This is a genomic window from Pseudomonas sp. NPDC087817 (assembly GCF_044742875.1).
In the GTDB taxonomy this organism is placed as follows: domain Bacteria; phylum Pseudomonadota; class Gammaproteobacteria; order Pseudomonadales; family Pseudomonadaceae; genus Aquipseudomonas.
Window position 1 is genome coordinate 1 of record NZ_JBIUVJ010000062.1, and the last position, 23,943, is coordinate 23,943.

At 58.3% G+C, this 23,943-nt stretch carries 23 protein-coding genes and 4 tRNA genes; 19 read left to right on the top strand and 8 right to left on the bottom strand.

Going from position 1 to position 23,943, the window contains the following annotated elements; translation table 11 throughout:
- The 10 genes from purF to ACIONG_RS25215 form a co-directional block, all read left to right on the top strand.
- The coding region (purF, locus tag ACIONG_RS25170) for an amidophosphoribosyltransferase (protein WP_401303386.1) at positions 1-1,390 on the top strand (1,390 nt) is incomplete at its 5' end.
- Positions 1,391-1,463: 73 nt separating this feature from the next.
- Positions 1,464-2,675: an O-succinylhomoserine sulfhydrylase gene (locus tag ACIONG_RS25175; RefSeq protein ID WP_401303388.1), complete on the top strand. Its 1,212-nt coding sequence runs from the start codon at positions 1,464-1,466 to the stop codon at positions 2,673-2,675.
- Positions 2,672-3,448, top strand: a complete 777-nt coding sequence (locus ACIONG_RS25180; protein WP_315445764.1) for an SDR family oxidoreductase — start codon at positions 2,672-2,674, stop codon at positions 3,446-3,448. The genes ACIONG_RS25175 and ACIONG_RS25180 overlap by 4 nt, the downstream gene beginning before the upstream one ends.
- 183 nt (positions 3,449-3,631) lie before the next feature.
- A tRNA-Val gene (locus ACIONG_RS25185) sits at positions 3,632-3,707 on the top strand.
- 56 nt (positions 3,708-3,763) lie between these two features.
- A tRNA-Asp gene (locus tag ACIONG_RS25190) sits at positions 3,764-3,840 on the top strand.
- 93 nt (positions 3,841-3,933) lie between these two features.
- A tRNA-Asp gene (locus ACIONG_RS25195) sits at positions 3,934-4,010 on the top strand.
- A 483-nt stretch (positions 4,011-4,493) separates the two neighbouring features.
- Positions 4,494-7,325 carry a xanthine dehydrogenase family protein molybdopterin-binding subunit gene (locus ACIONG_RS25200; protein WP_103304873.1) on the top strand — a complete coding sequence of 944 codons (2,832 nt, stop codon included), beginning with the start codon at positions 4,494-4,496 and terminating at the stop codon, positions 7,323-7,325.
- Positions 7,318-7,857 (top strand): (2Fe-2S)-binding protein, encoded by a 540-nt coding sequence (locus ACIONG_RS25205; RefSeq protein ID WP_201239061.1) that lies wholly within the window; start codon positions 7,318-7,320, stop codon positions 7,855-7,857. The genes ACIONG_RS25200 and ACIONG_RS25205 overlap by 8 nt, the downstream gene beginning before the upstream one ends.
- A 2-nt stretch (positions 7,858-7,859) precedes the next feature.
- A complete protein-coding gene (locus ACIONG_RS25210) occupies positions 7,860-9,095 on the top strand; it encodes a c-type cytochrome (protein WP_401303391.1) in 1,236 nt (411 codons plus the stop codon).
- A 1-nt stretch (position 9,096) separates the two neighbouring features.
- A complete protein-coding gene (locus tag ACIONG_RS25215; RefSeq protein ID WP_401303393.1) occupies positions 9,097-10,068 on the top strand; it encodes an XdhC family protein in 972 nt (323 codons plus the stop codon).
- Between the two features lie 130 nt (positions 10,069-10,198).
- Here ACIONG_RS25215 and ACIONG_RS25220 read toward each other — a convergent pair whose 3' ends face one another.
- Positions 10,199-11,482, bottom strand: coding sequence for an NAD(P)/FAD-dependent oxidoreductase (locus ACIONG_RS25220; RefSeq protein WP_401303395.1), 1,284 nt, complete (start codon positions 11,480-11,482; stop codon positions 10,199-10,201).
- Between the two features lie 184 nt (positions 11,483-11,666).
- Between ACIONG_RS25220 and ACIONG_RS25225 the strand changes: the two genes are divergently transcribed.
- A tRNA-Val gene (locus ACIONG_RS25225) sits at positions 11,667-11,743 on the top strand.
- Between the two features lie 280 nt (positions 11,744-12,023).
- On the opposite strand, the gene ACIONG_RS25230 is transcribed toward ACIONG_RS25225, so the two are convergent.
- From ACIONG_RS25230 to ACIONG_RS25240, 3 genes are all read right to left on the bottom strand, one after another.
- A complete protein-coding gene (locus tag ACIONG_RS25230; RefSeq protein WP_177431417.1) occupies positions 12,024-12,191 on the bottom strand; it encodes a hypothetical protein in 168 nt (55 codons plus the stop codon).
- Positions 12,192-12,380: 189 nt separating this feature from the next.
- Positions 12,381-12,632: a hypothetical protein gene (locus ACIONG_RS25235; RefSeq protein WP_103304936.1), complete on the bottom strand. Its 252-nt coding sequence runs from the start codon at positions 12,630-12,632 to the stop codon at positions 12,381-12,383.
- 95 nt (positions 12,633-12,727) lie between these two features.
- Positions 12,728-13,153 (bottom strand): hypothetical protein, encoded by a 426-nt coding sequence (locus ACIONG_RS25240; RefSeq protein WP_401303397.1) that lies wholly within the window; start codon positions 13,151-13,153, stop codon positions 12,728-12,730.
- Positions 13,154-13,563: 410 nt separating this feature from the next.
- On the opposite strand from ACIONG_RS25240, the gene ACIONG_RS25245 reads away from it, so the two are divergent.
- A complete protein-coding gene (locus ACIONG_RS25245; protein ID WP_401303399.1) occupies positions 13,564-14,019 on the top strand; it encodes a DUF2214 family protein in 456 nt (151 codons plus the stop codon).
- Between the two features lie 231 nt (positions 14,020-14,250).
- On the opposite strand, the gene csrA is transcribed toward ACIONG_RS25245, so the two are convergent.
- On the bottom strand, positions 14,251-14,445 hold the full coding sequence (gene csrA, locus ACIONG_RS25250; protein WP_003179932.1) for a carbon storage regulator CsrA: 195 nt from the start codon (positions 14,443-14,445) through the stop codon (positions 14,251-14,253).
- A 250-nt stretch (positions 14,446-14,695) separates the two neighbouring features.
- Here csrA and ACIONG_RS25255 point away from each other — a divergent pair, with 250 nt between their 5' ends.
- Together ACIONG_RS25255 and ACIONG_RS25260 are read left to right on the top strand one after the other, a co-directional pair.
- The gene (locus ACIONG_RS25255) at positions 14,696-15,064 is read left to right on the top strand and encodes an SPOR domain-containing protein (RefSeq protein ID WP_401303401.1); all 369 of its coding nucleotides are present in this window, start codon (positions 14,696-14,698) and stop codon (positions 15,062-15,064) included.
- An 87-nt stretch (positions 15,065-15,151) separates the two neighbouring features.
- Positions 15,152-16,063 (top strand): siderophore-interacting protein, encoded by a 912-nt coding sequence (locus tag ACIONG_RS25260; protein ID WP_401303402.1) that lies wholly within the window; start codon positions 15,152-15,154, stop codon positions 16,061-16,063.
- A gap of 52 nt (positions 16,064-16,115) precedes the next feature.
- On the opposite strand, the gene ACIONG_RS25265 is transcribed toward ACIONG_RS25260, so the two are convergent.
- From ACIONG_RS25265 to ACIONG_RS25275, 3 genes are all read right to left on the bottom strand, one after another.
- Positions 16,116-16,805: an endonuclease gene (locus ACIONG_RS25265; RefSeq protein ID WP_103304881.1), complete on the bottom strand. Its 690-nt coding sequence runs from the start codon at positions 16,803-16,805 to the stop codon at positions 16,116-16,118.
- A 4-nt stretch (positions 16,806-16,809) separates the two neighbouring features.
- Entirely contained in the window at positions 16,810-17,079 is a 270-nt protein-coding gene (locus ACIONG_RS25270) for a DUF1654 domain-containing protein (protein ID WP_103304882.1), read from the bottom strand.
- Positions 17,080-17,276: 197 nt separating this feature from the next.
- Positions 17,277-18,365, bottom strand: coding sequence for an asparaginase (locus ACIONG_RS25275; RefSeq protein ID WP_213028142.1), 1,089 nt, complete (start codon positions 18,363-18,365; stop codon positions 17,277-17,279).
- A 349-nt stretch (positions 18,366-18,714) separates the two neighbouring features.
- Here ACIONG_RS25275 and ACIONG_RS25280 point away from each other — a divergent pair, with 349 nt between their 5' ends.
- The 5 genes from ACIONG_RS25280 to ACIONG_RS25300 all read left to right on the top strand — a co-directional run bounded on the left by ACIONG_RS25280 (position 18,715) and on the right by ACIONG_RS25300 (position 23,925).
- A complete protein-coding gene (locus tag ACIONG_RS25280; protein ID WP_103304884.1) occupies positions 18,715-19,161 on the top strand; it encodes a hypothetical protein in 447 nt (148 codons plus the stop codon).
- A 201-nt stretch (positions 19,162-19,362) separates the two neighbouring features.
- Positions 19,363-20,319, top strand: coding sequence for a sugar ABC transporter substrate-binding protein (locus ACIONG_RS25285; protein ID WP_103304885.1), 957 nt, complete (start codon positions 19,363-19,365; stop codon positions 20,317-20,319).
- A 55-nt stretch (positions 20,320-20,374) separates the two neighbouring features.
- Positions 20,375-21,928: a sugar ABC transporter ATP-binding protein gene (locus ACIONG_RS25290; protein WP_401303404.1), complete on the top strand. Its 1,554-nt coding sequence runs from the start codon at positions 20,375-20,377 to the stop codon at positions 21,926-21,928.
- The gene (locus tag ACIONG_RS25295; protein WP_103304887.1) at positions 21,925-22,902 is read left to right on the top strand and encodes an ABC transporter permease; all 978 of its coding nucleotides are present in this window, start codon (positions 21,925-21,927) and stop codon (positions 22,900-22,902) included. Before ACIONG_RS25290 ends, ACIONG_RS25295 begins: the two co-directional genes overlap by 4 nt.
- A gap of 3 nt (positions 22,903-22,905) precedes the next feature.
- On the top strand, positions 22,906-23,925 hold the full coding sequence (locus ACIONG_RS25300) for a LacI family DNA-binding transcriptional regulator (protein ID WP_401303407.1): 1,020 nt from the start codon (positions 22,906-22,908) through the stop codon (positions 23,923-23,925).
- The last annotated feature ends 18 nt before the right edge of the window (positions 23,926-23,943 follow it).

Below are 23,943 nucleotides of genomic sequence, written 5' to 3' on the forward strand. Positions count from 1 at the left end.
TGGCCGGTTGTTCCTGCGCAAGGACAATGGCCTGGTGCGTGACGTGTTTCAACAGCGTCACATGCAGCGTCTGGTCGGCCACATGGGTATCGGCCACGTCCGTTACCCGACCGCGGGCAGCTCGACTTCGGCCGAAGCCCAGCCGTTTTACGTCAACTCGCCTTACGGCATTACCTTGGCGCACAACGGTAACCTGACCAACGTTGAACAGTTGGCCAAAGAGATCTATGAATCCGATCTGCGTCACGTCAACACCAGTTCCGACTCGGAAGTGCTGCTCAACGTGTTCGCCCACGAGCTGGCCCAGCGCGGCAAGCTGCAGCCGACCGAAGAAGACGTGTTTGCCGCCGTCACTGACGTGCACAACCGTTGCGTCGGTGGTTATGCGGTAGTGGCCATGGTCACCGGTTACGGCATCGTCGGTTTCCGCGATCCGCACGGCATCCGCCCGATCGTTTTCGGCCAGCGTCACACCGACGAAGGCGTCGAGTACATGATCGCCTCGGAAAGCGTTTCGCTGGACGTGCTCGGTTTCACCCTGATTCGCGACCTGGCACCGGGCGAAGCGGTCTACATCACTGAAGACGGCAAGCTGCACACCCGTCAGTGCGCGACCAATCCGTCCCTGACTCCATGCATCTTCGAACACGTCTACCTGGCGCGTCCGGATTCGATCATCGACGGCGTGTCGGTCTACAAGGCCCGTCTGCGCATGGGTGAGAAGCTCGCCGAGAAGATCCTGCGCGAGCGTCCGGAACACGACATCGACGTGGTGATCCCGATTCCGGACACCAGCCGCACCGCAGCGCTGGAGCTGGCCAACCATCTGGGCGTGAAATTCCGCGAAGGTTTCGTCAAGAACCGTTACATCGGCCGGACTTTCATCATGCCGGGCCAGGCCGCTCGCAAAAAGTCGGTACGCCAGAAGCTCAACGCCATCGAGCTGGAATTCCGCGGCAAGAACGTGATGCTGGTCGACGACTCGATCGTACGCGGCACCACTTGCAAGCAGATCATCCAGATGGCCCGTGAAGCCGGCGCGAAAAACGTCTACTTCTGCTCGGCGGCTCCGGCTGTACGCTTCCCGAACGTCTACGGCATCGACATGCCGAGCGCTCACGAACTGATCGCGCACAATCGTTCGACTCAGGACGTGGCGGATCTGATCGGCGCTGACTGGCTGATCTATCAGGACTTGCCTGACTTGATCGAAGCGGTGGGTGGCGGCAAGATCAAGATCGAGAACTTCGATTGCGCAGTGTTCGATGGCAAGTACGTCACCGGCGACGTCGACGAGGCTTACCTGAACAAGATCGAACAGGCACGCAACGATGCCTCGAAGGTCAAGACCCAAGCGGTCAGTGCGATCATCGATCTGTACAACAATTGAGTGATTACCGGCCCTGAGGGGCCGGTTTTGTATCTGACTTTTATTTTTCGAGAACAGGGCAAGGAGTGACAGCATGAGTCAGGAATGGGATGCCGGTCGGCTGGACAGCGACCTCGAAGGCGTAGCGTTCGATACCCTGGCCGTACGTGCCGGTCAGCACCGTACGCCGGAAGGCGAGCACGGTGATCCGATGTTCTTCACCTCCAGCTACGTGTTCCGCACCGCCGCCGATGCGGCCGCACGGTTCGCCGGCGAAGTGCCGGGCAACGTTTACTCGCGTTACACCAACCCGACCGTGCGTGCGTTCGAAGAGCGCATTGCCGCGTTGGAAAGCGCCGAGCAGGCGGTTGCTACCGCCACTGGCATGGCCGCGATCATGGCGGTAGTGATGAGCCTGTGCAGCGCCGGCGATCACGTGCTGGTCTCGCGCAGTGTGTTCGGTTCGACCATCAGCCTGTTCGAGAAGTATTTCAAGCGCTTCGGCGTGGAGGTCGATTACGTGCCTTTGGCCGATCTCTCAGGTTGGGATGCGGCAATCAAATCCAACACCAAACTGCTCTTTGTCGAGTCGCCTTCCAATCCGCTGGCTGAATTGGTGGACATCACCGCGCTGGCAGCAATCGCTCACGCCAAAGGCGCGATGCTGGTGGTCGACAACTGCTTCTGCACGCCTGCGTTGCAGCAGCCGCTGAAAATGGGCGCGGACATCGTTGTGCACTCGGCAACCAAGTTCATCGACGGCCAGGGCCGTTGCATGGGCGGCGTGGTGGCCGGTCGTAGCGAGCAGATGAAAGAAATTGTCGGTTTCCTGCGCACCGCCGGCCCGACCCTGAGCCCGTTCAATGCGTGGATCTTCCTCAAGGGTCTGGAAACCCTGAACCTGCGGATGAAGGCGCACTGCGCCAACGCTCAGCAACTGGCCGAATGGCTGGAGCAGCAGGACGGTATCGAGAAAGTGCACTACGCCGGCCTCAAGAGCCATCCACAGCATGAACTGGCCCAGCGTCAGCAGAAAGGCTTCGGTGCGGTGGTGAGCTTTGAGGTCAAGGGCGGCAAAGAGGGCGCCTGGCGCTTTATCGACGCGACTCGTCTGATTTCGATCACCGCCAACCTCGGCGACAGCAAAACCACCATCACCCACCCGAGCACTACTTCCCACGGCCGTCTGGCGTCGCAGGAGCGTGAAGCGGCGGGCATTCGTGACAGCCTGATCCGTATCGCGGTCGGCCTGGAAGACGTCGCCGACCTGCAAGCCGATCTGGCGCGCGGTCTGGCAGCGCTGTGATCGAGTTGTCCACTCCGAAAGCGGCTACCCATGGTCGCGTTGCACTGGTCACGGGTGCTGCGCGCGGTATCGGTCTGGGGATTGCGGCGTGGCTGATCAGCGAAGGCTGGCAGGTGGTGCTGACGGATCTGGATCGTGCGCGCGGGTCGAAAGTGGCGAAGGTGCTGGGTGAAAACGCCTGGTTCATCGCCATGGATGTGGCGGATGAGGGGCAGGTCGCGCTTGGCGTGGCCGAAGTGCTGGGGCAGTTTGGTCGTCTCGATGCGTTGGTGTGCAACGCAGCCGTGGCCGATCCGCATAACATCACTCTGGAAAGCCTTGATCTGGCTTACTGGAATCGAGTGCTGGCGGTGAACCTCAGTGGCCCGATGTTGCTCGCCAAGCACTGTGCGCCTTATCTGCGGGCGCACAACGGGTCGATCGTCAATCTGGCGTCGACTCGGGCCGGGCAGTCGGAGCCGGATACCGAGGCTTATGCAGCGAGCAAGGGTGGATTGTTGGCGCTGACGCATGCGTTGGCGATCAGTCTCGGGCCGGAGATTCGCGTCAATGCGGTCAGTCCGGGCTGGATCGATGCGCGGGATCCGTCGGCGCGTCGTGCCGAGCCACTGGCGGATGCCGATCATGCTCAGCACCCGGCGGGCAGGGTAGGGACGGTCGAGGACGTGGCGGCGATGGTGGCGTGGTTGTTGTCGCGCAATGCCGGGTTTGTCACCGGGCAGGAGTTCGTCGTTGACGGCGGCATGACCAAGAAGATGATTTACAAGCAGTGAGAGCCAGCTGCAAGCGTCGAGCTGCAAGTTGAAGCGAGATCGCGGTGTCTCTGCTTTGGATGTTTATGCTTTTGCTTGCAGCTTGAGACTTGCCGCTAAAAACTGTTTTTGAAAAAAACTTCAATCCTGCTATTGACTTAGGTTCGCTACCTGCGTAAATTTCGCGGCCTCGGAGATGCAAACGGGTGATTAGCTCAGCTGGGAGAGCGTCTGCCTTACAAGCAGAATGTCGGCGGTTCGATCCCGTCATCACCCACCACTCCCCGAGATACTTGCGTAAGCAAGAGCGTAGGCTGAAAGTGCCTGCACCGACGCGCAGCGGTAGTTCAGTCGGTTAGAATACCGGCCTGTCACGCCGGGGGTCGCGGGTTCGAGTCCCGTCCGCTGCGCCATATTTTACGAGTCAGACGTGTCTGGCTCGCGATTGCAAAGCACCGAAGCTTTCAATCAAAACGAGTTACTTGAGCGCAAGCTCAAAGCGATACGCAGCGGTAGTTCAGTCGGTTAGAATACCGGCCTGTCACGCCGGGGGTCGCGGGTTCGAGTCCCGTCCGCTGCGCCATATCTGCTTCAAGGACCACTGAACGCCTTGAAGCACCGAAGTCAGCTTCGCTGAGTCGGATCCGATAGCAAAGACCCTGGTCGAAAGACCGGGGTTTTTTGTGTCTGAAATTTGGCTTTTCCTCTCTTTTGCTCCTGTCCCAATCCCAAGCCAAGACAAATCCCTGTAGGAGTGAGCCTGCTCGCGATAGCGTCAGTTCAGCCATGAACTTGGTGACTGACACTCCGCTATCGCGAGCAGGCTCACTCCTACAAGTGTCTACCCGCCTGCTGCGGTGCCACGTCGCATTGATTTTTTGATTCTTTAGTCAAATTTTTGTAACTGGTTGTTTGCTGCGAGCCCAGAAACCTTTAAAGTTAACCTTTCGGTCAGCTTTGCACTGTCAACACAGCTCTTTGCTTCGCCAGAAAGAGCTTCTGCAAGACTCGAGATTCCCAGTAGATAACCAGAAGGGCGGACGTATAACCGCCCAGAGGATGATCCATGTCCAACCGTGAAATATCCCGGCGCTCGTTCCTCCAGGGCGGGCTGGTGGCGGGTGTGAGCGTCACGCTCACGCCGCTCAGCAGTCAGGCGCTGGCTGCCTTGATGGAAAACAGCGTCACCGTGCCGTCCGAGAAGTGGCTCGGCAACAACGGCAAGGCGCGCCAGCGTAACGATGCCTTGTCGAAGGTCTGCGGCAGCAAGGTGTTTGCCCGCGACATCCGTTCCAAGGACATGCCGGGCTGGCCCGAGCAGCAAGGCCACGCCATGTTGCTGAAAACCATCAAGGCCGATCGTATCTACGACGGCTACGATTTGTCGTGGCTCGGCGCCGACTTGCAACCTGACCGCATCGTCACCGCCGCAGACCTGGACAAGGACGGTATCGTCTTCCCGGAGGAGCACGCGCCGGACCCATTGCTGCCGGTCGGCAAAGTGCCGATGTTTATCGGTCACCCGGTGGCGATCCTGATCTGGAATGACTTCGAGCGTTTCCGTCAGGCCAAGAACAAACTCAAATTCAATGACAAGGCGATTCGTTACGGTGCCCAAGTGCCGTACTACGAAGGCGACCCGTATGGCAGCTTCCGCTACGTGCGCGTGGGTGGCCCGACCTCGGCCGACGAAGATGAGTTCGCCAGCCTCAAGGACTCGATCCTGTTCCCGATGCTGAAAAACCGTCGTCCGGTGTGGAATTCCCAGCCGAACCTGCACGGTAACCTGACCGAGCGCGGTTTGTTCTACGCCGACCGCATGAAGAAAGAGATCGACACGCCGCCGGACAACTGGCTGGTGTTCGACGAGCGCTACAAGACCCCGTCGATCGAACCGGCCGCGATGGAGCCGGATAACGGCAACGGCTGGTACGACCCGGCGACCAAAACCCTGCACTTCGTCGTGGCCACTCAGTGCCCATTGGAAGCGGCGACCGAGACCGCGAAAATGATCGCGCCGTCGCGCTTCGGCTTGGCCAATCTGAACATGCACCCTGGTTACACCGTGGGTTACGGATCCAAAGACCACAACATCTTCGTTTACTACGCCGCCCTCGCGGCGCTGTATGGCGCCGGTGTGCCGATTCGTCTGGCCAATGACCGCTACGAGCAGTTCCAGAGCGGCATCAAGCGTCACCCGTTCGACATCCGCTACCAGTTGGCCGTGGACAAGAACGACTACAGCTTCAAGATCTTCCGCGCCGAAATGAGCGTGGACGGTGGTGGCCGGATCAACTACAGCCCGTCGGTAGCCGCCGTTGGTGCCACGGCTGCGCAGTCGATCTACTACATGCCGCAGAACGATCTGCAAGTCACTGCTTACCACTCGCGTGGTGTTGAAGCCGGCTCGATGCGCGGTTACGGCACTCTGCAGAGCATGGCGTCGACCGAAATGATGGTCGACGAAATCGCCAATCGTCTGGGTGTTGACGCGATCGATCTGCGCCGCAAGAACGCCCTGCGTTCCGGCATGAAAAACACTCAGGGCGCGATCCCGGCCGGTGCGCTGCGCCTGCACGAAATCCTCGACAAAGCCTCGGTGCATGAAGTCTGGAAGAACCGCGACGCGATCAAGAAACAACGCGAAGCCGCTGATCCGGACAACTGGTATGGCGTCGGTTTTGCCATCTGCCAGAAAGACTTCGGCACCGGTTCGGAAGCGCCGATGGCCAGCATCGAGTTCACCGCTGAAGGTCGCATCAGCCTGCGCCACATCGGTATCGAGATCGGCACCGGCATGTCCACTTCGCAAGCCTTGGTGGTCGCCGATTTTCTCGGCAACCCGGCGCACGAAGTGAAGACCGGCGAAACCGAATGGAAGGAAATGCAGCTGATCACCAGCGGCAACCCTTACATCATGACTCAGGCCGAACAGGACAACCTGCTGCGCAACCCGCGCTGGGTCGGCAAATTGGCTTCGGCCTCGTCGGCGACCAACTCGGCGTACTACTTCAGCCACGCCACCCGTGAAGCGGCGCGTGTGTTGTTCAACCACGGCTTGTGGCCGGCGGCGCTGGAGATCTGGCGTCAGGGTCCGTTCGGTGGCCAGGCCAATCCTTACGTGGTACGTCGCGAAGATGCGCATTGGGTCGACGGCAAACTCACCGCCAACGGCATGCAGCCGCTGAGTTTCGAAGAATTGGCCAAGCGTGCTCACGAGCGCGGTCTGGTCACCGCTGCCACGGTGCACGGTTTCAACCGTTGGAGCTGGGCTGAGGCCGAATACAGCATCGACGGCGTGAAAGAGCGTCTGCCGCTCGACGGTCTGGCGGTGAAGTACGGCGATGGCGCACCAAAAGCCAAGCAAGCGCTGATGAGCACTGCCGGTTTCCACCTGCTCGATCGCCAGAACATCAGCTATCCAGCCACTCAGCTGAACAACGCTGCCGTGACTTACTACAGCCCGGTCGCGACGCTGGTCGAACTGAAGGTCAACAAGGGCTCGGCGGAAGTCGAAGTGCTCAACCACCATTCGTGGGTCGAGTGCGGCCGTGTGCTGGTCGAAGAGCTGGTCAAGGGTCAGATGGAAGGCGGTATCGCCATGGGCATCGGTCACGCCTTGATGGAAGAAATGCCGCTGTACGAAGGCGGGCCGGGGGAGGGTGACTGGAACTTCAACCGTTATCGCCTGCCGATGGCGCGCCACGTTGCGGTGTGGAAACAGACGTCGGAGATTCTCCCGGCGCTGTCGCCAAGCGACCCGTCCAAAGGCATCGCCGAAGTGGTGATGATCCCGATCGTCGGTGCCATCGGTAACGCCGTGGCGCACGCCATCGGTAAACGTGTTCGCGATCTGCCTATCACTGCTACGCGCATCAAGGAGGCCCTCAATGGCTAACCGTCCGCTTCAACTGACCCTCAATGGTCAATCCGTCGGCCCGGTGGACATCCCTGATGACCTGCCGATGATCGACTACCTGCACGAATACAAGAACCTCACCGGTTCGCGCCTGGGCTGCGGCCAGGGCATCTGCCACGCCTGTGTGGTGATCGTCGATAACCCTGACGGCACCAGCGAAGAAGTGCGCACCTGCATCACCGGCGCGCATTACTTCGAAGGCAAGAAAGTCCGCACCATCGAAGGTCATGCAAGCCGCGATGAGCAGGGCCAGGTCACCGAGCTGAACCCGATCCAGCAACGCTTCGTCGACGAATTCGCTTTCCAGTGCAGCTACTGCGCGCCGGGCTTCGTCAACGCCGCGACCGTGCTGGTGGAAAAGCTGCAACGCCAGCCGATCGTCAAAAGCAAACTGGAACAAGTCATCGAGGACAGCCTCGGCCACCACGTCTGCCGTTGCACCGGGTACGTGCGTTACTACAACGCCACCCGCAACGTGCTGACCGATCTCGGCCTGGTCAAGGAGGGTTAAGCATGAAGCTATTACTGACCCGCCTGACCCTGGCGGTAGGGCTGGCTGCGCCGGTGGTATTTGCTCACGCTGATGATCAGGTCAAGCGCGGCGAGTATCTCGCTCGCGCGGCTGACTGCATGGCTTGCCATACCGCTCCGGGTGGTGCGCCATTTGCGGGTGGTCTGCCGATCGTGTCGCCGTTCGGCACGATCTACGGCACCAACATCACCCCGAGCAAAGAACACGGTATCGGTTTGTATAACGATGACGAGTTCTTCGCTGCGCTGACCGAAGGCAAGCGTCGCGATGGCGCGAACCTCTATCCGGCGATGCCGTATACCTCGTATCACCTGATGCCGCGTGCAGATTCGGATGCGATCCATGCGTACCTGAAAACCATCGAGCCTATCGAGCGCCCAGCCCCGGTCACCAGCCTGAGCTTTCCGTTCAACGTGCGTCCGGGCCTGATCGGCTGGAACATCATGTACGGCAAAGCGTTGAAACTGGAGCCGGCGGAAGGCAAAAGTGAAGCCTGGAAACGCGGCCAGTACATGGTCGAAGTCCTCGGCCACTGCGGTGAATGCCACACGCCACGCGGCCTGCCGGGCGCGATGCAGTTGGATAAACGCCTCACTGGCGGCATTCTCAATGGTTATCTGGCACCAAGCCTTCTGGCCACCGATCTGGCCGCTCGCGGCTGGAATGAGCAGGATCTGAGCACGTTCCTCAAGCACGGCATGAGTGCGCAGGGGACGATGTTCAACGAGATGTTCCCGGTGTTCCACAACAGCACTCAGGGCCTGAACGATACCGATCTGGCAGCGATGGCGACTTTCCTGCTCGGCGATAAACCGCCGGCAGCCAAAGAACTCGTCGAAGTGCCCGTGGACAAGCTCAGCGCGAGTGCCCAGCGCGGCCGTCAGGAATACTTGAACGTCTGCGCCGGTTGTCACGCCGCTGGTGGCGAAGGCAAACCGCACATCGCAGTGGCCATGCGCGGCAACACCACGCTGCGCCTGGAAGATCCGCGCAACCTGCTGCGGGTGATCGAGGACGGTATCGGCGAACAGAAGTTCGCAGGGTTCGAGCACATGCAACCAATGCCGGGTTTCGCCGACAAGCTCAGTCCTGAACAGCTGACAGATCTGCTCAACTACCTGCGTCAGGGGTGGGGTGGCCAGTCTGCCGAGTTGGCGGTGAGCGAGGTGCAAAAGTTGCAGGCTGACGCACCGTCCATCGAGCACAAGGCGCACTGACATGCAGCATCTCGATCTACAGGTTGTGCGACGGGCGTTGGAGTGGTCGGTGGCGGGGCAGCGCATCTGGCTCTGCACTGTGCTGACCACCTACGGCTCGGCGCCGCGTGCGCCGGGTTCGCTGCTGGCGGTGAACGACGGCGGCCAGTGGATCGGGTCGCTGTCGGGTGGTTGCGTCGAGGAAGATTTTCTCGAGCGCGTTGCCGAAGGTGCGTTTCTCGATGCGGTCAACGTCGTGCGTTATGGGGAAGGCGATGATCCGCGCTCGCGGGTCAGCCTGCCCTGTGGCGGCATCCTCGATGTGCTGGTTGAGAAATTTGACGCTGATTGTGATGTTCAGGCGCATCTGCGTGAGCTGGAGTCGTCGCTGCAGGGGCAGCGTCGCTTGATCCGTGAGGTTGATCTGGCCAGTGGTGCGCGCAGTCTGTTCACTGATCGTGAGCAGGGGGCGCGCATCGAACGTGAGATCGATCGGGTGCGCATTCGTGTCGGTGCGGCGCAACGCTTGTTGCTCGCCGGGTACTCCAGTGTGGCGCAGGCGTGTGCCGAGTTTGCGGTCGGGCTTGGGTTTGAGGTGATTCTCTGCGATCCGCGCGATGAGGTGCTCGAAGGTGTGGTGCTCAATGGCGTGGAGGTGCGTCGGCAATTGCCTTCGGTATTTATTGCCGACGGTGGCTGCCATCGCGACACGGCGGTGGTGGCGCTGACCCACGATCCGCGCATCGACGATCTGGCGATGATGGAGGCGGTGCGTACCGAAGCGTTCTACATTGGCGTGATGGGCTCACAGCAAACATCGCAGAAGCGCTTCGAGCGTCTGCGGCGGATTGGTGGTCTGGGGGAGGGCGAGCTGGCGCGGATTCATGCGCCGATCGGACTGAACCTTGGCAGCAAAACGCCTGCTGAAATCGCCTTGGCGGTGCTGGCCGACATCCTGCGGATTCGTAGCGGGATTGCCCGGGACCAACTCTGATACGGGCGTATATATCTACTTGTGGCGAGGGGATTTATCCCCGATGGACTGCGCAGCAGTCCCTTCTTTAAGGGGGCGCTGCGCGACCCATCGGAGATAAATCCCCTCGCCACAGTTGTTTCACTGTCAGTCAGAAACCGAGTTTATCCCGCAACCCGTAATACCAGGCCCCCAGCGCGGCAAACGGCGTCCGCAACATCTGTCCACCCGGGAACGGGTAATGCGGTAAATCAGCAAACGCATCAAAGCGCTCAGCCTGCCCGCGCAATGCCTCGGCCAACACCTTGCCAGCCAGATGCGTGTACGTCACACCGTGACCACTGCAACCTTGCGAGTAATAGATGTTGTCGCCCAGCCGTCCAACCTGTGGCAAACGCGACAGCGTCAGCAGGAAATTTCCGGTCCAGGCGTAATCAATCTTCACATCCTTCAACTGCGGAAACGCCTTGAGCATTTTCGGGCGGATGATCGCTTCGATGTTTGCCGGATCCCGCGCGCCATACACCACGCCGCCGCCGAAGATCAGACGCTTGTCGCCCGTCAGACGGTAGTAGTCCAGCAGGTAATTGCAGTCTTCGACGCAATAATCCTGCGGCAGCAACGTCTTGGCCAACTCATCACCCAGCGGTTCGGTGGTGATCACCTGCGTGCCGCACGGCATCGATTTGGCCGCCAGTTCCGGCACCAGATTGCCCAGGTAGGCGTTGCCGGCGACGATGATGAACCTGGCCCTGACCTTGCCTTGTGGCGTGTGCACCACCGGATTGGCCCCGCGCTCAATGCGCACGGCAGGCGATTGCTCATAGATAGTGCCGCCGAGGGATTCAACCGCCGCCGCTTCGCCAAGCGCCAGGTTCAGCGGATGAATATGCCCGCCGCTCATGTCGAGCATGCCGCCGACGTACTGATCGCACGCCACGACTTCGCGAATGCGGCGTTGGTCGAGCAATTCAAGCTGCGTATGACCGAAGCGCTCCCACAGGCGTTTCTGCGACTCCAGGTGACCCATCTGCTTGGCCGTGATGGCGGCGAAAACGCCGCCATCCTTCAGATCGCACTGGATGTTGTACTTGGCCACACGCTCACGAATGATCCGGCCGCCTTCAAAAGCCATCTGTCCGAGCAGTTGCGCTTGCTTCGGGCCGACGCTGCGCTCGATCACATCGATATCGCGGCTATAGCTGTTGACGATCTGACCGCCATTGCGACCCGATGCACCGAAGCCGACCTTGGCCGCTTCCAGCACGGTCACGCGAAAACCGTTCTCCAGCAGAAACAGCGCAGAGGACAGCCCGGTATACCCGGCGCCAATCACACAGACATCCGTCTCCACATCATCCTGCAAGGCCGGACGTGGCGGTACGGCGTTGGCCGACGCCGCGTAGTAAGACTCTGGGTAGGGGGTGTTCGCCATCCTGCAGCCTCTGTTTAATATATTTTACGAGTGCGCCGATCCTACCCGAGTTGAAAAACCTCCGCCAGCCACCGGAAAAATCTTCTTCGCTGGCCCGAAATTAAATATTTTGCATATTCATAGGGTTAGGTGAAAAAAAGGTGTTGACACCCCTCCGGAATTCCGTAGAATGCCGCCTCACAGCAGGCACGTAGCTCAGTTGGTTAGAGCACCACCTTGACATGGTGGGGGTCGTTGGTTCGAGTCCAATCGCGCCTACCAAACAAAATCCGCTCTGCTGGGCGGTCTAGAAGGGCTCACCGAGAGGTGGGCCCTTTTTTGTTGTCTGTGATTTGCAAAGCTTTTGCAAAACCCCGCCTCAGAACGGCAGTTCGGCGCTGACCTCAACCTAGTCGATCGTCTTGGCGTCGTGTCCCCCTTGGTAGCACATCGTCACTTTCTCGTCCGCATCTCCACCAAAGCTTTATGGCAGTGTTAAGGCTCCAAAGGCCAGCCACAGTCAATCAGCGGCGAAGCCCGGCTCTGCGCCGGGCTCGTTAAATTAACTTCGGCGCGAATCCAGCTTTTTCACAATCTGGGCGGAGGATCTTTCTTTGCGTCTCTGCACCCAACTATGAAGGGCGTGCAGTGGGTGTAGAAAGGCTGCAAGCACGCCCAGTAGCATGATGATGAAAATGGTGATCAGCGGGATGCTTTCGTGCGAGAACATGGTGGGTTACTCCTGTAGTCACTATGTCGGAACCCGCAGACTAGACGCATATAACGATGATTTCGATGAACGTATGTTCATCAATGGGCGCATGAATTGTGCTACGGCAGAGCTCGCCAAATTGACGAATTGTGGAAATCAGCGAGCGGTTCTCGATGGGGCTCAATGCGCGTCCATGCACTTGATGAATCATGGGCAGCTGAAATTCCAGGCATCAATAACAAGGTCCTCTGCCTCCTCGCCAATAGTCGTGATGCCCAGGCATTCCTGGTTTTTCCTGTAATGGAATTGGCAGTACTGCACGCCCTGGGTGCATCGCTCGACTTCCGTGATGCCCATATTCAGAAGTTCTACCGCAGTGCCGACAGGCTGCCTCTGAATGAGTGCATCCGGCCTCCAGCCGTTCTTGATCAATGCACTTCGCGCCGATAAAAACGGCATACCTTCTCTGATGGGTATCTCTGTAGCGCAGGCAATGGCACTGGAGAAATAAAGCAAAATGCAGGCGCAAGGGAAGGATCTCACTTTCCGCACCCTTACTCTCTTTCGGGGCATTCGAAATTCCATGAGTAGATCTTCATGTCTTTAATCTCTTCGCCCACTGTTGCGACGCCGAGACAGGTTTGGTCTTTTAAATAGTAGAAACTGCAGAACTGAATGCCCATCGTGCAGGATTCAATTTCGATGAAGCCTTTTCTTATGAGAATATTTTCGACCCCGATCTTTTCTATGTCGGTTGGGTTCGGTTTCCAGCCGTTTTGAATCAGGGCGTTTCTGGCGCTTGTAAATGACATCCCCTCTTTGATTGGCACCTCTGCAGCGTTTACATGAAAACTTGCACAGCATAAGAAACCGATGAAGAGCCAAGTGCTCACGCTGCTCATGTTGAGGAGGAGTCCCTGCGGAGTTTTTGGTGGGGAGATTGCCGAGAGGGAGCGTCGTCCATGGTGGGGATGTTGCATTGCTTTGCGATCCTTGCTGGTTTTGCGTGCGAATGATCCAGTGGGGGGAGATCATGGTCAATCATTGCTGTGGTGATGGCTTTGGTTTTCAGGCGGAGAGTCACCGTCCGTCGCCAGCATCCTTGAAAAAAGTGTGGATATTGAATGGCTTACGCGTGTTACTAACTGGCCGGTTATCGAAAAAATGTTGTTACATGCGGGATAAATCAGTAACATCCGCCCCGCGTTCACCACCACGGTTTATGCATTTTTAAATCCCAAGCTTCCATCAGCTGCTTGGGATTTTTTTTGCCTGCGATTTGGCTGTCGCAGTGCCTGTCTTTCATCCGCCGATCCTGCGCGGGCAAATCCTTGCTTTTTCGACTACTACTGACTGGCCGATTTTCAACTCTTTCCAAAGGGGTTTGTCGATGCTGGTTCACTGGTTTCTAGCGGCAATTCATCTATTGGCTTTTGCCTTGGGTTTTTGGGCGGTGCTTACGCGCGGTACAGCGTTCCGCCGCCTGGCGGCCGGTACTGGAGAGGCCGGGAGAGTGTTGCTTGCCGATAACTTATGGGGCATTTCTGCATTGATCCTGCTGGTGACGGGCGGGATGCGCGCATTTGGCGGGTATGAGAAGGGCGCTGACTATTACCTTCATCAGCCGCTGTTTCATCTGAAGATGACGCTGTTGGTGCTCATTCTGCTGATTGAACTCGCTCCGATGGTCACGCTGGTCAGATGGCGGATCGCATCTGCACGCGGTGCGGCACTGAATACCGGGCGTGCAAAGTTGTACGCGCGAATCAGTCATGTCGAGGCGTTGCTGCTAATGCTGATGGTGATTGCCGCCACCGGCATGGCGCGTGGCGTGACATTCGGCTAGGAAGGCGAATTCTCTGCGCTCTATCGGAAACGTCCGACAGCCAGCCCTAAAAATGGCGGGTAATATCGCTCGGCAACGAAGGATAGGGATGCGGTAAAGCGTTGAAAGGGAAGGAGGTCGCGTGTCAGGCGCCGTGCCCAACAGAGTGGGGAGCGGATGGCAATACGGCGCGTGTATCTCTAGCCAGTCATTACACGAGGCAAACGAACTGGCTACTGACTGCGGGGCGGCTCAGGGAGTTTGTGGCTTGTCCGGGGCGGTCAGGCCAGCCTGAATGCGCTGGTAAATCTCTTCACGATGCACGGCAACGTTTTTCGGAGCGTTGATGCCGATTCGTACTTGCTGGCCGCTAACGCCCAGAATGGTGATGGTGATGTCATCACCAATGTTTATGCTTTCACCGACTTTGCGGGTGAGTATCAGCATGGTCTTCTCCTTGATTGCTTTGTAGGGCACCTGATTCAGACAGTGCAGAGGTCGGTGGTACGTATAGATTAGTGCGAAGTCTCACGGTTTGGGTGCCTCTTTCTGACGCGCAGATGCGGCATTAATTCCCAGGGCGTAACTATACAGAGGCTGCAATCATCAATCTCGTTGTTTTGTGCCCATTTTGCGGGGCTCACGAAGTATTTATGAATGATAAGATCGCCGCTTTGAGATTTTCGAGGAAAGCGTTGTGCGCAAATTGGTCTGGATGGTCGCGGCACTGGCATTGGCAGGATGTGGTGAAGGCAAGAGTGTAGACGCGCAGAAACCGAAAACGACAGTCGCGAGCGCTCCTGCGGTTGCCGCCGCCCCTCAATGGGACCTTGAGGTGCGCGGTGAAACCCCTCAAGCCGTCAGTGACCTGAGCGGCTGGTTGATCGAGCATGCTTTCGTTCCGACGGTCATCAAGGATGGCAGCGGCAAAACGCGGATTCTGATTGGACCGTTCAATTCCCAGGCCGAGGCTGAAGCTCGCAAAGTGCAAGTGGATGCTGCACTGGTTAAGGCCAAAAAGCAGAATGTTGAATCCGTGTTGGTTGAGCATCCGCTCACGCCGTAAACGATTCATTTGGTGGAGCTGCCTAAAGGTTGTCAACTGCGATTCGTTCCTATTCAAGTCGCTGATGATTTCCAGAAGGAGCTCCCCATGGCCTCCGCCAATCCCTACAAGTTGTTCGATGTCACCTTGCATCGTAAAGCGCAGTTGAGCCCGCATATGATGCGGATCACCCTTTGCGGCCCGTCGGTCAATGAAATGGCGACTTGGGCGCCGGATCAAAGGGTGAAGCTGTTTTTCCCTGCCGCCGACGGGGCGCCATCACGGCTTTCTCAAGATGAAGGTTGGTTCGCTCGCTTCCGGGCGATGCTGGCGGATCGACGTCCAGCGATGCGCACCTACACAATCCGTCACCTGCGCGCTGAGCAAGGCGAGGTAGATATCGATTTCGTCCTGCATGGCGAGAACGGCCCGGCATCGCGTTGGGCGCTACGGGCTCAACCCGGTGAGTCGATGCAGATCCTTGCGCCCGACAGTCATTTCTCGGCGCAGGATGCCGGTGGATTCGAATGGAAGCCGCCACAAATTCTCAAACAGGTTCTGCTCGTCGCCGACGCCACCGCGCTGCCGGCGGCCATGGGTATTCTCGATGAGTTGGCGGCGCTCAATAAGCCGCCTCAAGTCCAGGCATTCTTTGAGGTGGATAGCGCGCAGGACATGCTCGCCGTTCCTGACTGGCCGGGACTGTCAGTGCGATGGCTGATCCGTGATCAAGCGAGTGAAGCCGTCGCGGGAGCGCTGATGGTTGAAGCGGTGCGCGGGGCAACGCTGCCCGTTCATGCGTCGTCAGAGGGACGTGCAGTCGAGTTGGCCGATGTCGATATCGACAAGGATATTCTCTGGGAAATTGCCGCTAGCGCCCCTGAAGGATTTTACGGATGGGTCGCCGGTGAAAGTGCGGCAGTCATGAGCTTGCGCAAATACCTGATCAAGGAGTGCGGCATTCCTCGCGAGTCGCTCAATCTGATGGGGTATTGGCGTTACAACAAGTCTGGAAGCTAGCCACAAAAAAGGCCTCGAACATAACATTCGAGGCCTTTTTTTCACGCTGCGATCAGCCGCAGGCTTTCATGTTCACCGGGCCGACAAACTCATTGCCGCGCCCCATCACGCACGCCACGCTCTGATTGCGCTGGCGTTCCCAGTCTTGCACCGGATAAGTTTTGTCCCACGCTTCGTACAATTGCCGATCCTGTTTCGACAGGCGCAAGCCGTACTGCTTGCTCATGTAGAAATAGGTGCGGGCGATCATGCCGCGAATCGAAGGGCGGGGCATGACCTTCTTGGCCTTGAAGTCGACCTGGGTCAGGCACGAGCCGTACTGACCGGATTGCACCGGCAACCAGCCGTAGCTGAAGTTGCTGCGGTCGCCGTTGACCTCGCCAATACTTGGTACCAGGTTATGCAGGTCGGCTTCTGCCTTTTGATAAGTCGGATCATAACGGGTGCAGTTCTTGCGTCCGCCTTCCTGCCAGCATTGGCGCTGGTGGCCGAACTGCCAGGCCGGCACGATGTGTTCCCACTCGATGCGTGACGCACGCTTGGCATTTTTGCGCGGTACGTAACCGCACGCCTTCAGATCAACTTTGTTGCCGGTGTACTTACACCCGCAATAAAACTCGGTGGACTGCGGTGCATACAGCTTCCACGCGACCTTCTTGGCTTCTGAAAATGTGCGGGGCGCACCGGCCTGGGCGCCCATGGCGATGAACAGCAGCAGCAAAGCAAAACAGCGGACAATCATTGAATCAATCTTCCTTCGGCACAACCCAAAAAATCTGCACGCCGCCATCGTCGCGATAGGCGAGGGTGACGTTGTCGTTCTCGTCGATTTCCTCGAGCAGGCGCTCCCACTCATCCATTGGTTCGTCCGGCAAGCGGAAGATCAATGCGGCTTTGGATTTTTGCGCTGTGGGGGAATTGATGATTTTTTGAACGCGCATACCCATGCGTTCATAAGCGTCAGGAGCATCAGGGGAGGTGGCCACGAGGTTATCCTTATTAAGCTGTACGTGCATACAGTATTTAACTGTAAGTAATTTCGCAACTGCTTAAAATTCAAGAAAATCCTCTGACAGCGGTTTTCCGATTTTGGTGTGAGGTGTGTCGATTTTTTTGTAGGGGAAATGCTTGCGTGCTGTAGGCGACGCTCCATTTACCAGGCAGGTGAATGGAGCGAAGGGTGCCCGACCGGGATTGGTCGGGCGGAGGTCAATCAGTATTCCCAGAACATCCGTTGCAGCTCTTTGCTGTCGTTGGTTTTGGTCAAAGCGACCATCGCCAGAATGCGGGCTTTTTGTGGGTTCAGGTCGTGAGCGACAACCCAGTCGTACTTGTCGTCAGGCTGTTCGGCGTTACGCAGAACGAAACCGCCAGCGTTGACGTGAGACGAGCGGATGATCTGCACGCCATCCTTGCGCAGGGCCTGCAGGGCCGGAACCACGCGGGACGACACCGAACCGTTGCCGGTGCCGGCGTGGATGATGGCTTTGGCGCCGGACTGGGCGAGTGCCTTGTAGGCGGTATCGCTTACGTTGCCGTAGGAATAGGCGATTTCTACGTCAGGAAGGCTCTTGATGTTTTTGATGTCGAATTCCGAGTCCATGGTGTGACGCTTGGCTGGCAAGCGGAACCAGTAGGACTTGCCTTCAACCACCATGCCTAGTGGGCCCCAGGCGCTCTTGAACGCCTCGGTCTTGATGTTGATCATTTTGCTGACGTCGCGACCGGACTGGATTTCATCGTTCATGGTCACCAGTACGCCTTTGCCGCGTGCTTCTTTGCTGCTGGCCACGGCCACGGCGTTGTACAGGTTGAGCATGCCGTCAGCCGACATCGCAGTGCCTGGACGCATGGAGCCGACAACGATGATTGGCTTGTCGGTCTTCTCAACGAGGTTCAGGAAGTAAGCGGTTTCTTCCAGGGTGTCGGTACCGTGGGTGATGACGATGCCGTCAACGTCTTTGCTGTCGGCCAGTTCGGCAACGCGACGGCCCAGTTGCAGCAGATTGTCGTTGGTGATGCTTTCCGAGGCGATCTGCATGACTTGTTCGCCACGCACATTGGCCAGTTTGCTCAACTCGGGAATGCCGGCGATCAGTTGTTCCACGCCGACCTTGGCAGCTTGATAAGTGGCGCTGTTGGCGGCACTGGCGCCAGCTCCGGCGATGGTGCCACCCGTGGCGAGCACCACGACGTTGGCCAGTTTGGTCTGGGACTCGACTTCTTTTGCCTGAAGGGCAGTAGGCAGGAGTAAAAGGAGGGCCAAAGCGCCCGGAACGAAGTTTTTCAAAGCAGATGTCATTATTTTTCTCTCTAGTAGTGAGACGGTGCTGATGCAGGTTCATCTAGATGCGCCCCGTGCCGATCTGGGTGCGCGGGGTGCGGTGAAGGGAGCAGGATCTGTACCAGCCGTACTTTGCGTTAGAGAAATGTTTAAGCTGATGATTTACATCAAGATTTTATGACTCGGTGAGGTTCCTGATGAATCGTTTATCCGGATTTCCGAACAATGGTCGCTTTCGCGTTCGGCTCACCGAAAAGGACTACTGCCCCTGGCGAATAGATCGGGTTGCCGGTTGTGGAATTCCTGCTAAAGAATCCTTAGCGCAGGCCGATGGGTGATAAAGGAAACTAAACTCTAGGGAGTTCACATGTCACTGACGATTGGTATAGCAAATCCCGGTGCTGTCACCATTGGTGGTAAGACCGCAGCGACGATCAATGCAATAAATGAAGCCGAAGCGGATGCCTCCGCCGAGGCGCTGGGCACCGAGGAAGAAAGCAGTAATCAGGTCAGAACCGGTGGTCCCGCGCAGGAAGCGAGCAAGACTGAAAGCAGCGATAATCTCAGCATTACCGTCAAGATGCTGCTCAAACGCATGCAGGAATTGCAGAAGCAAATGCAGGAGCAGCAACAGCAACTCGCTGCCGCGCAGGCTGCGAGCTATCCGACGCCAGAGGCCAAGTCGCAGGCAGTCATGTCCATTCAGGGGCAGATCGCGCAAACCAGCGGCGCAATGATGGAAGTATCGGCGGCGCTGCTGAAAGAGATGTCCAAGGGTTCCACCAGCGGTAACCTGGTCAGCACCACGGCATAAACAGCGACCGGGCGGATCAGCAGATTCGCCCTACAATAGATGACGATTTCTGATTGTTGACAAATGTCGGCGGGATTCGCATAGTTCGGTCTACGCAAACGTTTGCGCGACGTTCGTCGGGGCATTCTGTCATCGGCAACGTAATGTCGATTACGCCAGCGCAAGCGTTGCTCACAATAATCATAAGATCGGAGTGAACCCATGAAGCTGCCATTTGCTGGACGTCTTCTTGCTGTCGCTATGCTGGCTGCCACAGCCGCTGCACTGCCTGTCTCTTCGGCGTTCGCCGAATCCCCTGAAAAACCCAAAGTCGCACTGGTCATGAAATCTCTGGCCAACGAATTCTTCCTGACCATGGAGGACGGCGCCAAGGCCTACCAGAAAGAACACTCCGCCGATTTCGACCTGATCTCCAACGGCATCAAGGATGAAACCGACACCGCCGGCCAGACCCGCATCGTCGAGCAAATGATTCTGGCCAAGGTCAATGCGCTGGTCATCGCGCCTTCCGATTCCAAGGCCATGGTGCCGGTGATCAAGAAAGCAGTCGACGCCGGTATCACCGTGATCAACATCGACAACCAGCTTGATCCGGCAATCGTCAAAAGCAAAAACATCAGCGTGCCATTCGTAGGTCCGGACAACCGCAAAGGTGCGCGTCTGGTCGGTGAATACCTGGCCAAACAGCTCAAGGCCGGTGACGAAGTCGGCATCATTGAAGGCGTGTCGACCACGACCAACGCCCAGCAGCGTACCGCCGGTTTCAAGGATGCGATGGACGCCGCGCAAATCAAGGTTGTTTCCCTGCAGTCCGGCGACTGGGAAATCGACAAGGGCAACAAGGTTGCTGCTTCGATTCTCAGCGAATATCCGCAAGTCAAAGCGTTGCTGGCGGGTAACGACAGCATGGCCGTCGGTGCCGTTTCCGCCGTACGCGCCGCCGGCAAGGCAGGCCAGGTGCAGGTGGTCGGTTACGACAACATCAATGCCATCAAGCCAATGTTGAAGGATGGTCGCGTACTGGCGACTGCCGACCAATATGCCGCCAAACAAGCCGTGTTCGGCATCGAGACCGCGCTGAAAATCATCAAGGGCGAGAAAGTCGACAGCGGTGCCAATGGCGTGATCGAAACGCCGGTCGAGCTGGTCACCAAGTAAGTCCTCTGGCGACACAACGGCGCTCGTCCGTCCGGGCGAGCGCATGGAGATTTTTATGTCAGTTTCCGCCCCGAACGCTGTCCTCTCGGTCAGCGGTATCGGTAAGACCTATGCGCAACCGGTGCTCACCGGCATCGATTTGACGCTGATGCGCGGTGAAGTGCTGGCGCTCACTGGCGAGAATGGCGCCGGTAAAAGCACGCTTTCGAAGATCATTGGCGGTCTGGTCACTCCGACCACGGGCCATATGCAGTTTCAGGGCAAAGAATATCGCCCGGGCAGTCGTACCCAGGCAGAAGACCTTGGCGTACGCATGGTCATGCAAGAACTCAATCTGTTGCCGACGCTGTCGGTGGCGGAGAATCTGTTTCTCGATAATCTGCCAAGCAATGGTGGCTGGATCAGCCGCAAGCAGTTGCGTAAAGCCGCTATCGAAGCCATGGCGCAAGTCGGCCTCGACGCGATCGATCCGGATACGTTGGTCGGCGAGCTGGGTATCGGGCATCAGCAGATGGTCGAAATCGCCCGGAACCTGATCGGCGATTGCCATGTGCTGATTCTCGACGAACCCACCGCGATGCTGACGGCGCGTGAAGTTGAAATGCTCTTTGAGCAGATCACTCGTTTGCGGGCGCGCGGCGTCTCGATCATCTACATTTCCCACCGCCTGGAAGAGCTGTCCCGTGTTGCCCAGCGCATTGCCGTGTTGCGTGACGGCAACCTGGTCTGCGTCGAACCGATGGCCAATTACAACAGCGAGCAACTGGTCACGCTGATGGTCGGTCGTGAACTGGGTGAACACATCGACATGGGCCCGCGCAAGATTGGCGCCCCGGCGTTGACGGTCAAGGGTCTGACGCGTTCCGACAAGGTGCGCGACGTCTCGTTCGAAGTGCGCGCCGGAGAGATCTTCGGGATTTCCGGGCTGATCGGGGCAGGGCGCACGGAATTGCTGCGGCTGATTTTCGGTGCCGATGTCGCCGACAGCGGCACGATATCGTTGGGCTCGCCCGCACAAGTTGTGAGTGTGCGTTCGCCGGTCGATGCGGTACGCAATGGCATCGCGTTGATCACCGAAGACCGCAAGGGCGAAGGCTTGCTGCTCAGTCAGTCGATCAGCGCCAACATCGCGTTGGGCAACATGCCGGAAATCTCCAGTGGCGGTTTCGTCAACAATGGCGACGAGATCGCCTTGGCGCAACGGCAGATCGATGCCATGCGCATCCGCAGTTCGAGCCCGACCCAGTTGGTGTCAGAGCTTTCCGGGGGGAACCAGCAAAAGGTTGTGATCGGCCGTTGGCTGGAGCGTGATTGTTCGGTGCTGCTGTTCGATGAGCCGACTCGTGGCATCGACGTCGGTGCCAAGTTCGACATTTATGCCTTGCTCGGTGAATTGACTCGCCAGGGCAAAGCGCTGGTTGTGGTCTCCAGTGACCTGCGTGAATTGATGCTGATCTGCGACCGGATCGGCGTGCTGTCCGCAGGTCGTCTGATCGATACCTTCGAGCGCGACAGCTGGACCCAGGATGATTTGCTTGCCGCCGCGTTCGCCGGCTACCAAAAACGTGATGCGTTGCTCAACGAAGCGGCGCCTAGGGATCTCCCATGAAAACTGCATCTCCTGCCGGCAAACGTAGTGGCAATTTTTACGGGCTGGGTACTTATCTGGGGCTGGCCGGTGCCTTGCTGGCGATGGTCGCGCTGTTCTCGATCTTGAGCAGCCACTTTCTGTCCTATAACACCTTCAGCACCCTGGCCAACCAGATTCCCGATCTGATGGTGCTGGCAGTCGGCATGACCTTCGTGCTGATCATCGGCGGCATCGACCTTTCGGTGGGCTCGGTGCTGGCATTGGCGGCATCAACGGTCAGTGTCGCCATTCTCGGCTGGGGCTGGAGTGTTCTGCCGTCGGCGCTGCTGGGCATGGCGGTAGCGGCGCTGGCCGGCACCGTCACTGGTTCGATCACCGTTGCCTGGCGGATTCCATCGTTCATCGTGTCCCTCGGCGTGCTGGAAATGGCTCGCGGCCTGGCGTACCAGATGACTGGTTCGCGCACGGCTTATATCGGTGATTCTTTTGCCTGGCTGTCGAACCCGATCGCATTCGGCATCTCGCCTTCGTTCATCATTGCCTTGCTGGTGATCTTCATGGCCCAGGCGGTTTTGACTCGCACCGTGTTTGGTCGCTACCTGATCGGCATCGGCACCAACGAAGAGGCGGTAAGGCTGGCGGGGATCAATCCGAAGCCCTACAAGATTCTGGTGTTCAGCCTGATGGGGTTGTTGGCCGGTATCGCCGCGCTGTTCCAGATTTCTCGTCTGGAAGCGGCTGACCCGAACGCCGGCTCCGGTCTGGAGTTGCAAGTGATTGCTGCTGTGGTGATCGGCGGGACCAGCCTGATGGGCGGGCGCGGTTCGGTAATCAGCACATTCTTTGGGGTGTTGATCATTTCCGTTCTGGCCGCGGGTCTGGCGCAAATCGGTGCGACCGAACCGACCAAACGTATCATCACCGGTGCAGTGATTGTCATCGCGGTCGTGCTCGATACCTATCGTAGCCAGCGCGCCAGTCGGCGGGGCTGAGCCATGGCGACGATCAAGGATGTGGCGGCCCTCGCGGGAATTTCCTACACAACCGTGTCGCATGTGGTGAACAACACGCGGCCGGTCAGTCAGGAAGTGCGGCGCAAAGTCGAGGCGGCCATCAAGAGCCTTGACTATGTGCCGAGTGCGGTGGCGCGCTCGTTGAAAGCCAAGACCACGGCAACCATTGGCCTATTGGTGCCCAACAGCCTCAACCCGTACTTCGCCGAACTGGCGCGGGGCATCGAGGATTACTGCGAGCGTAACGGCTACTGCGTGATCCTCTGCAACTCCGATGACAACCCGGAAAAGCAACGCAGCTATTTGCGCGTGTTGCTGGAAAAACGTATCGATGGGTTGATCGTCGCTTCGGCGGGCGGTGACAGTGGTTTGGCGCAAGGGTTGGCCGGGGTGAAGACGCCCATGGTGATTGTCGACCGTGGCCTTGATGGCGTGGATGCCGATCTGGTACGCATCGACCACGAATACGGCGCCTATCTCGCCACCCGCCATCTGCTGGAGCTTGGCCATCGCGATATTGCAACGATCGGCGGTCCGGCGGGCACCAGCGTGGCGCAGATGCGTCAGGCCGGATATTGCCGGGCGCTGAAAGAGGCGGGCATAGAAATACGTCAGGCGCGCATGCTGGAAAGTGATTTCACCAGTACCGGTGGTTACAACGCCGCGGCGATCCTGCTCGAGAGCAACCCGCCGAGCGCGATTTTCGCCGGTAACGACATGATTGGTATCGGTGTGCTGCGTGCAGCGGCAGAGCGTAACGTGCGGGTGCCGAGTGATCTGTCGGTGATCGGCTTCGACGATATCCAGATGAGCCGTTATGTCTATCCGGCACTCACTACCGTCGGCCAGTCAATCCTGCAGTTGGGCGAAATGGCGGCCGAGGTGCTGCTGCGAAGACTTGCTACTCCAACTCTGGGCACGGATCAAAGGATCGTGACCCCGAGTATTGTCCTGCGCGAGTCGACCGCGCCGCTGTCCGGCGTGTTCACCGAATATCGCTGAAACCGAATTGACGAGTAA

Bases quoted from the DNA above. Each gene is read 5' to 3' on its own strand.
- ACIONG_RS25175 (WP_401303388.1), top strand. From the start codon at position 1,464: ATGAGTCAGGAATGGGATGCCGGTCGGCTGGACAGCGACCTCGAAGGC.
- ACIONG_RS25200 (WP_103304873.1), top strand. From the start codon at position 4,494: ATGTCCAACCGTGAAATATCCCGGCGCTCGTTCCTCCAGGGCGGGCTG.
- ACIONG_RS25205 (WP_201239061.1), top strand. From the start codon at position 7,318: ATGGCTAACCGTCCGCTTCAACTGACCCTCAATGGTCAATCCGTCGGC.
- ACIONG_RS25210 (WP_401303391.1), top strand. From the start codon at position 7,860: ATGAAGCTATTACTGACCCGCCTGACCCTGGCGGTAGGGCTGGCTGCG.
- ACIONG_RS25215 (WP_401303393.1), top strand. From the start codon at position 9,097: ATGCAGCATCTCGATCTACAGGTTGTGCGACGGGCGTTGGAGTGGTCG.
- ACIONG_RS25220 (WP_401303395.1), bottom strand. From the start codon at position 11,482: ATGGCGAACACCCCCTACCCAGAGTCTTACTACGCGGCGTCGGCCAAC.
- ACIONG_RS25230 (WP_177431417.1), bottom strand. From the start codon at position 12,191: ATGTTCTCGCACGAAAGCATCCCGCTGATCACCATTTTCATCATCATG.
- ACIONG_RS25235 (WP_103304936.1), bottom strand. From the start codon at position 12,632: ATGCCGTTTTTATCGGCGCGAAGTGCATTGATCAAGAACGGCTGGAGG.
- ACIONG_RS25240 (WP_401303397.1), bottom strand. From the start codon at position 13,153: ATGCAACATCCCCACCATGGACGACGCTCCCTCTCGGCAATCTCCCCA.
- ACIONG_RS25245 (WP_401303399.1), top strand. From the start codon at position 13,564: ATGCTGGTTCACTGGTTTCTAGCGGCAATTCATCTATTGGCTTTTGCC.
- csrA (WP_003179932.1), bottom strand. From the start codon at position 14,445: ATGCTGATACTCACCCGCAAAGTCGGTGAAAGCATAAACATTGGTGAT.
- ACIONG_RS25260 (WP_401303402.1), top strand. From the start codon at position 15,152: ATGGCCTCCGCCAATCCCTACAAGTTGTTCGATGTCACCTTGCATCGT.
- ACIONG_RS25265 (WP_103304881.1), bottom strand. From the start codon at position 16,805: ATGATTGTCCGCTGTTTTGCTTTGCTGCTGCTGTTCATCGCCATGGGC.
- ACIONG_RS25270 (WP_103304882.1), bottom strand. From the start codon at position 17,079: ATGCACGTACAGCTTAATAAGGATAACCTCGTGGCCACCTCCCCTGAT.
- ACIONG_RS25275 (WP_213028142.1), bottom strand. From the start codon at position 18,365: ATGACATCTGCTTTGAAAAACTTCGTTCCGGGCGCTTTGGCCCTCCTT.
- ACIONG_RS25280 (WP_103304884.1), top strand. From the start codon at position 18,715: ATGTCACTGACGATTGGTATAGCAAATCCCGGTGCTGTCACCATTGGT.
- ACIONG_RS25285 (WP_103304885.1), top strand. From the start codon at position 19,363: ATGAAGCTGCCATTTGCTGGACGTCTTCTTGCTGTCGCTATGCTGGCT.
- ACIONG_RS25290 (WP_401303404.1), top strand. From the start codon at position 20,375: ATGTCAGTTTCCGCCCCGAACGCTGTCCTCTCGGTCAGCGGTATCGGT.
- ACIONG_RS25295 (WP_103304887.1), top strand. From the start codon at position 21,925: ATGAAAACTGCATCTCCTGCCGGCAAACGTAGTGGCAATTTTTACGGG.
- ACIONG_RS25300 (WP_401303407.1), top strand. From the start codon at position 22,906: ATGGCGACGATCAAGGATGTGGCGGCCCTCGCGGGAATTTCCTACACA.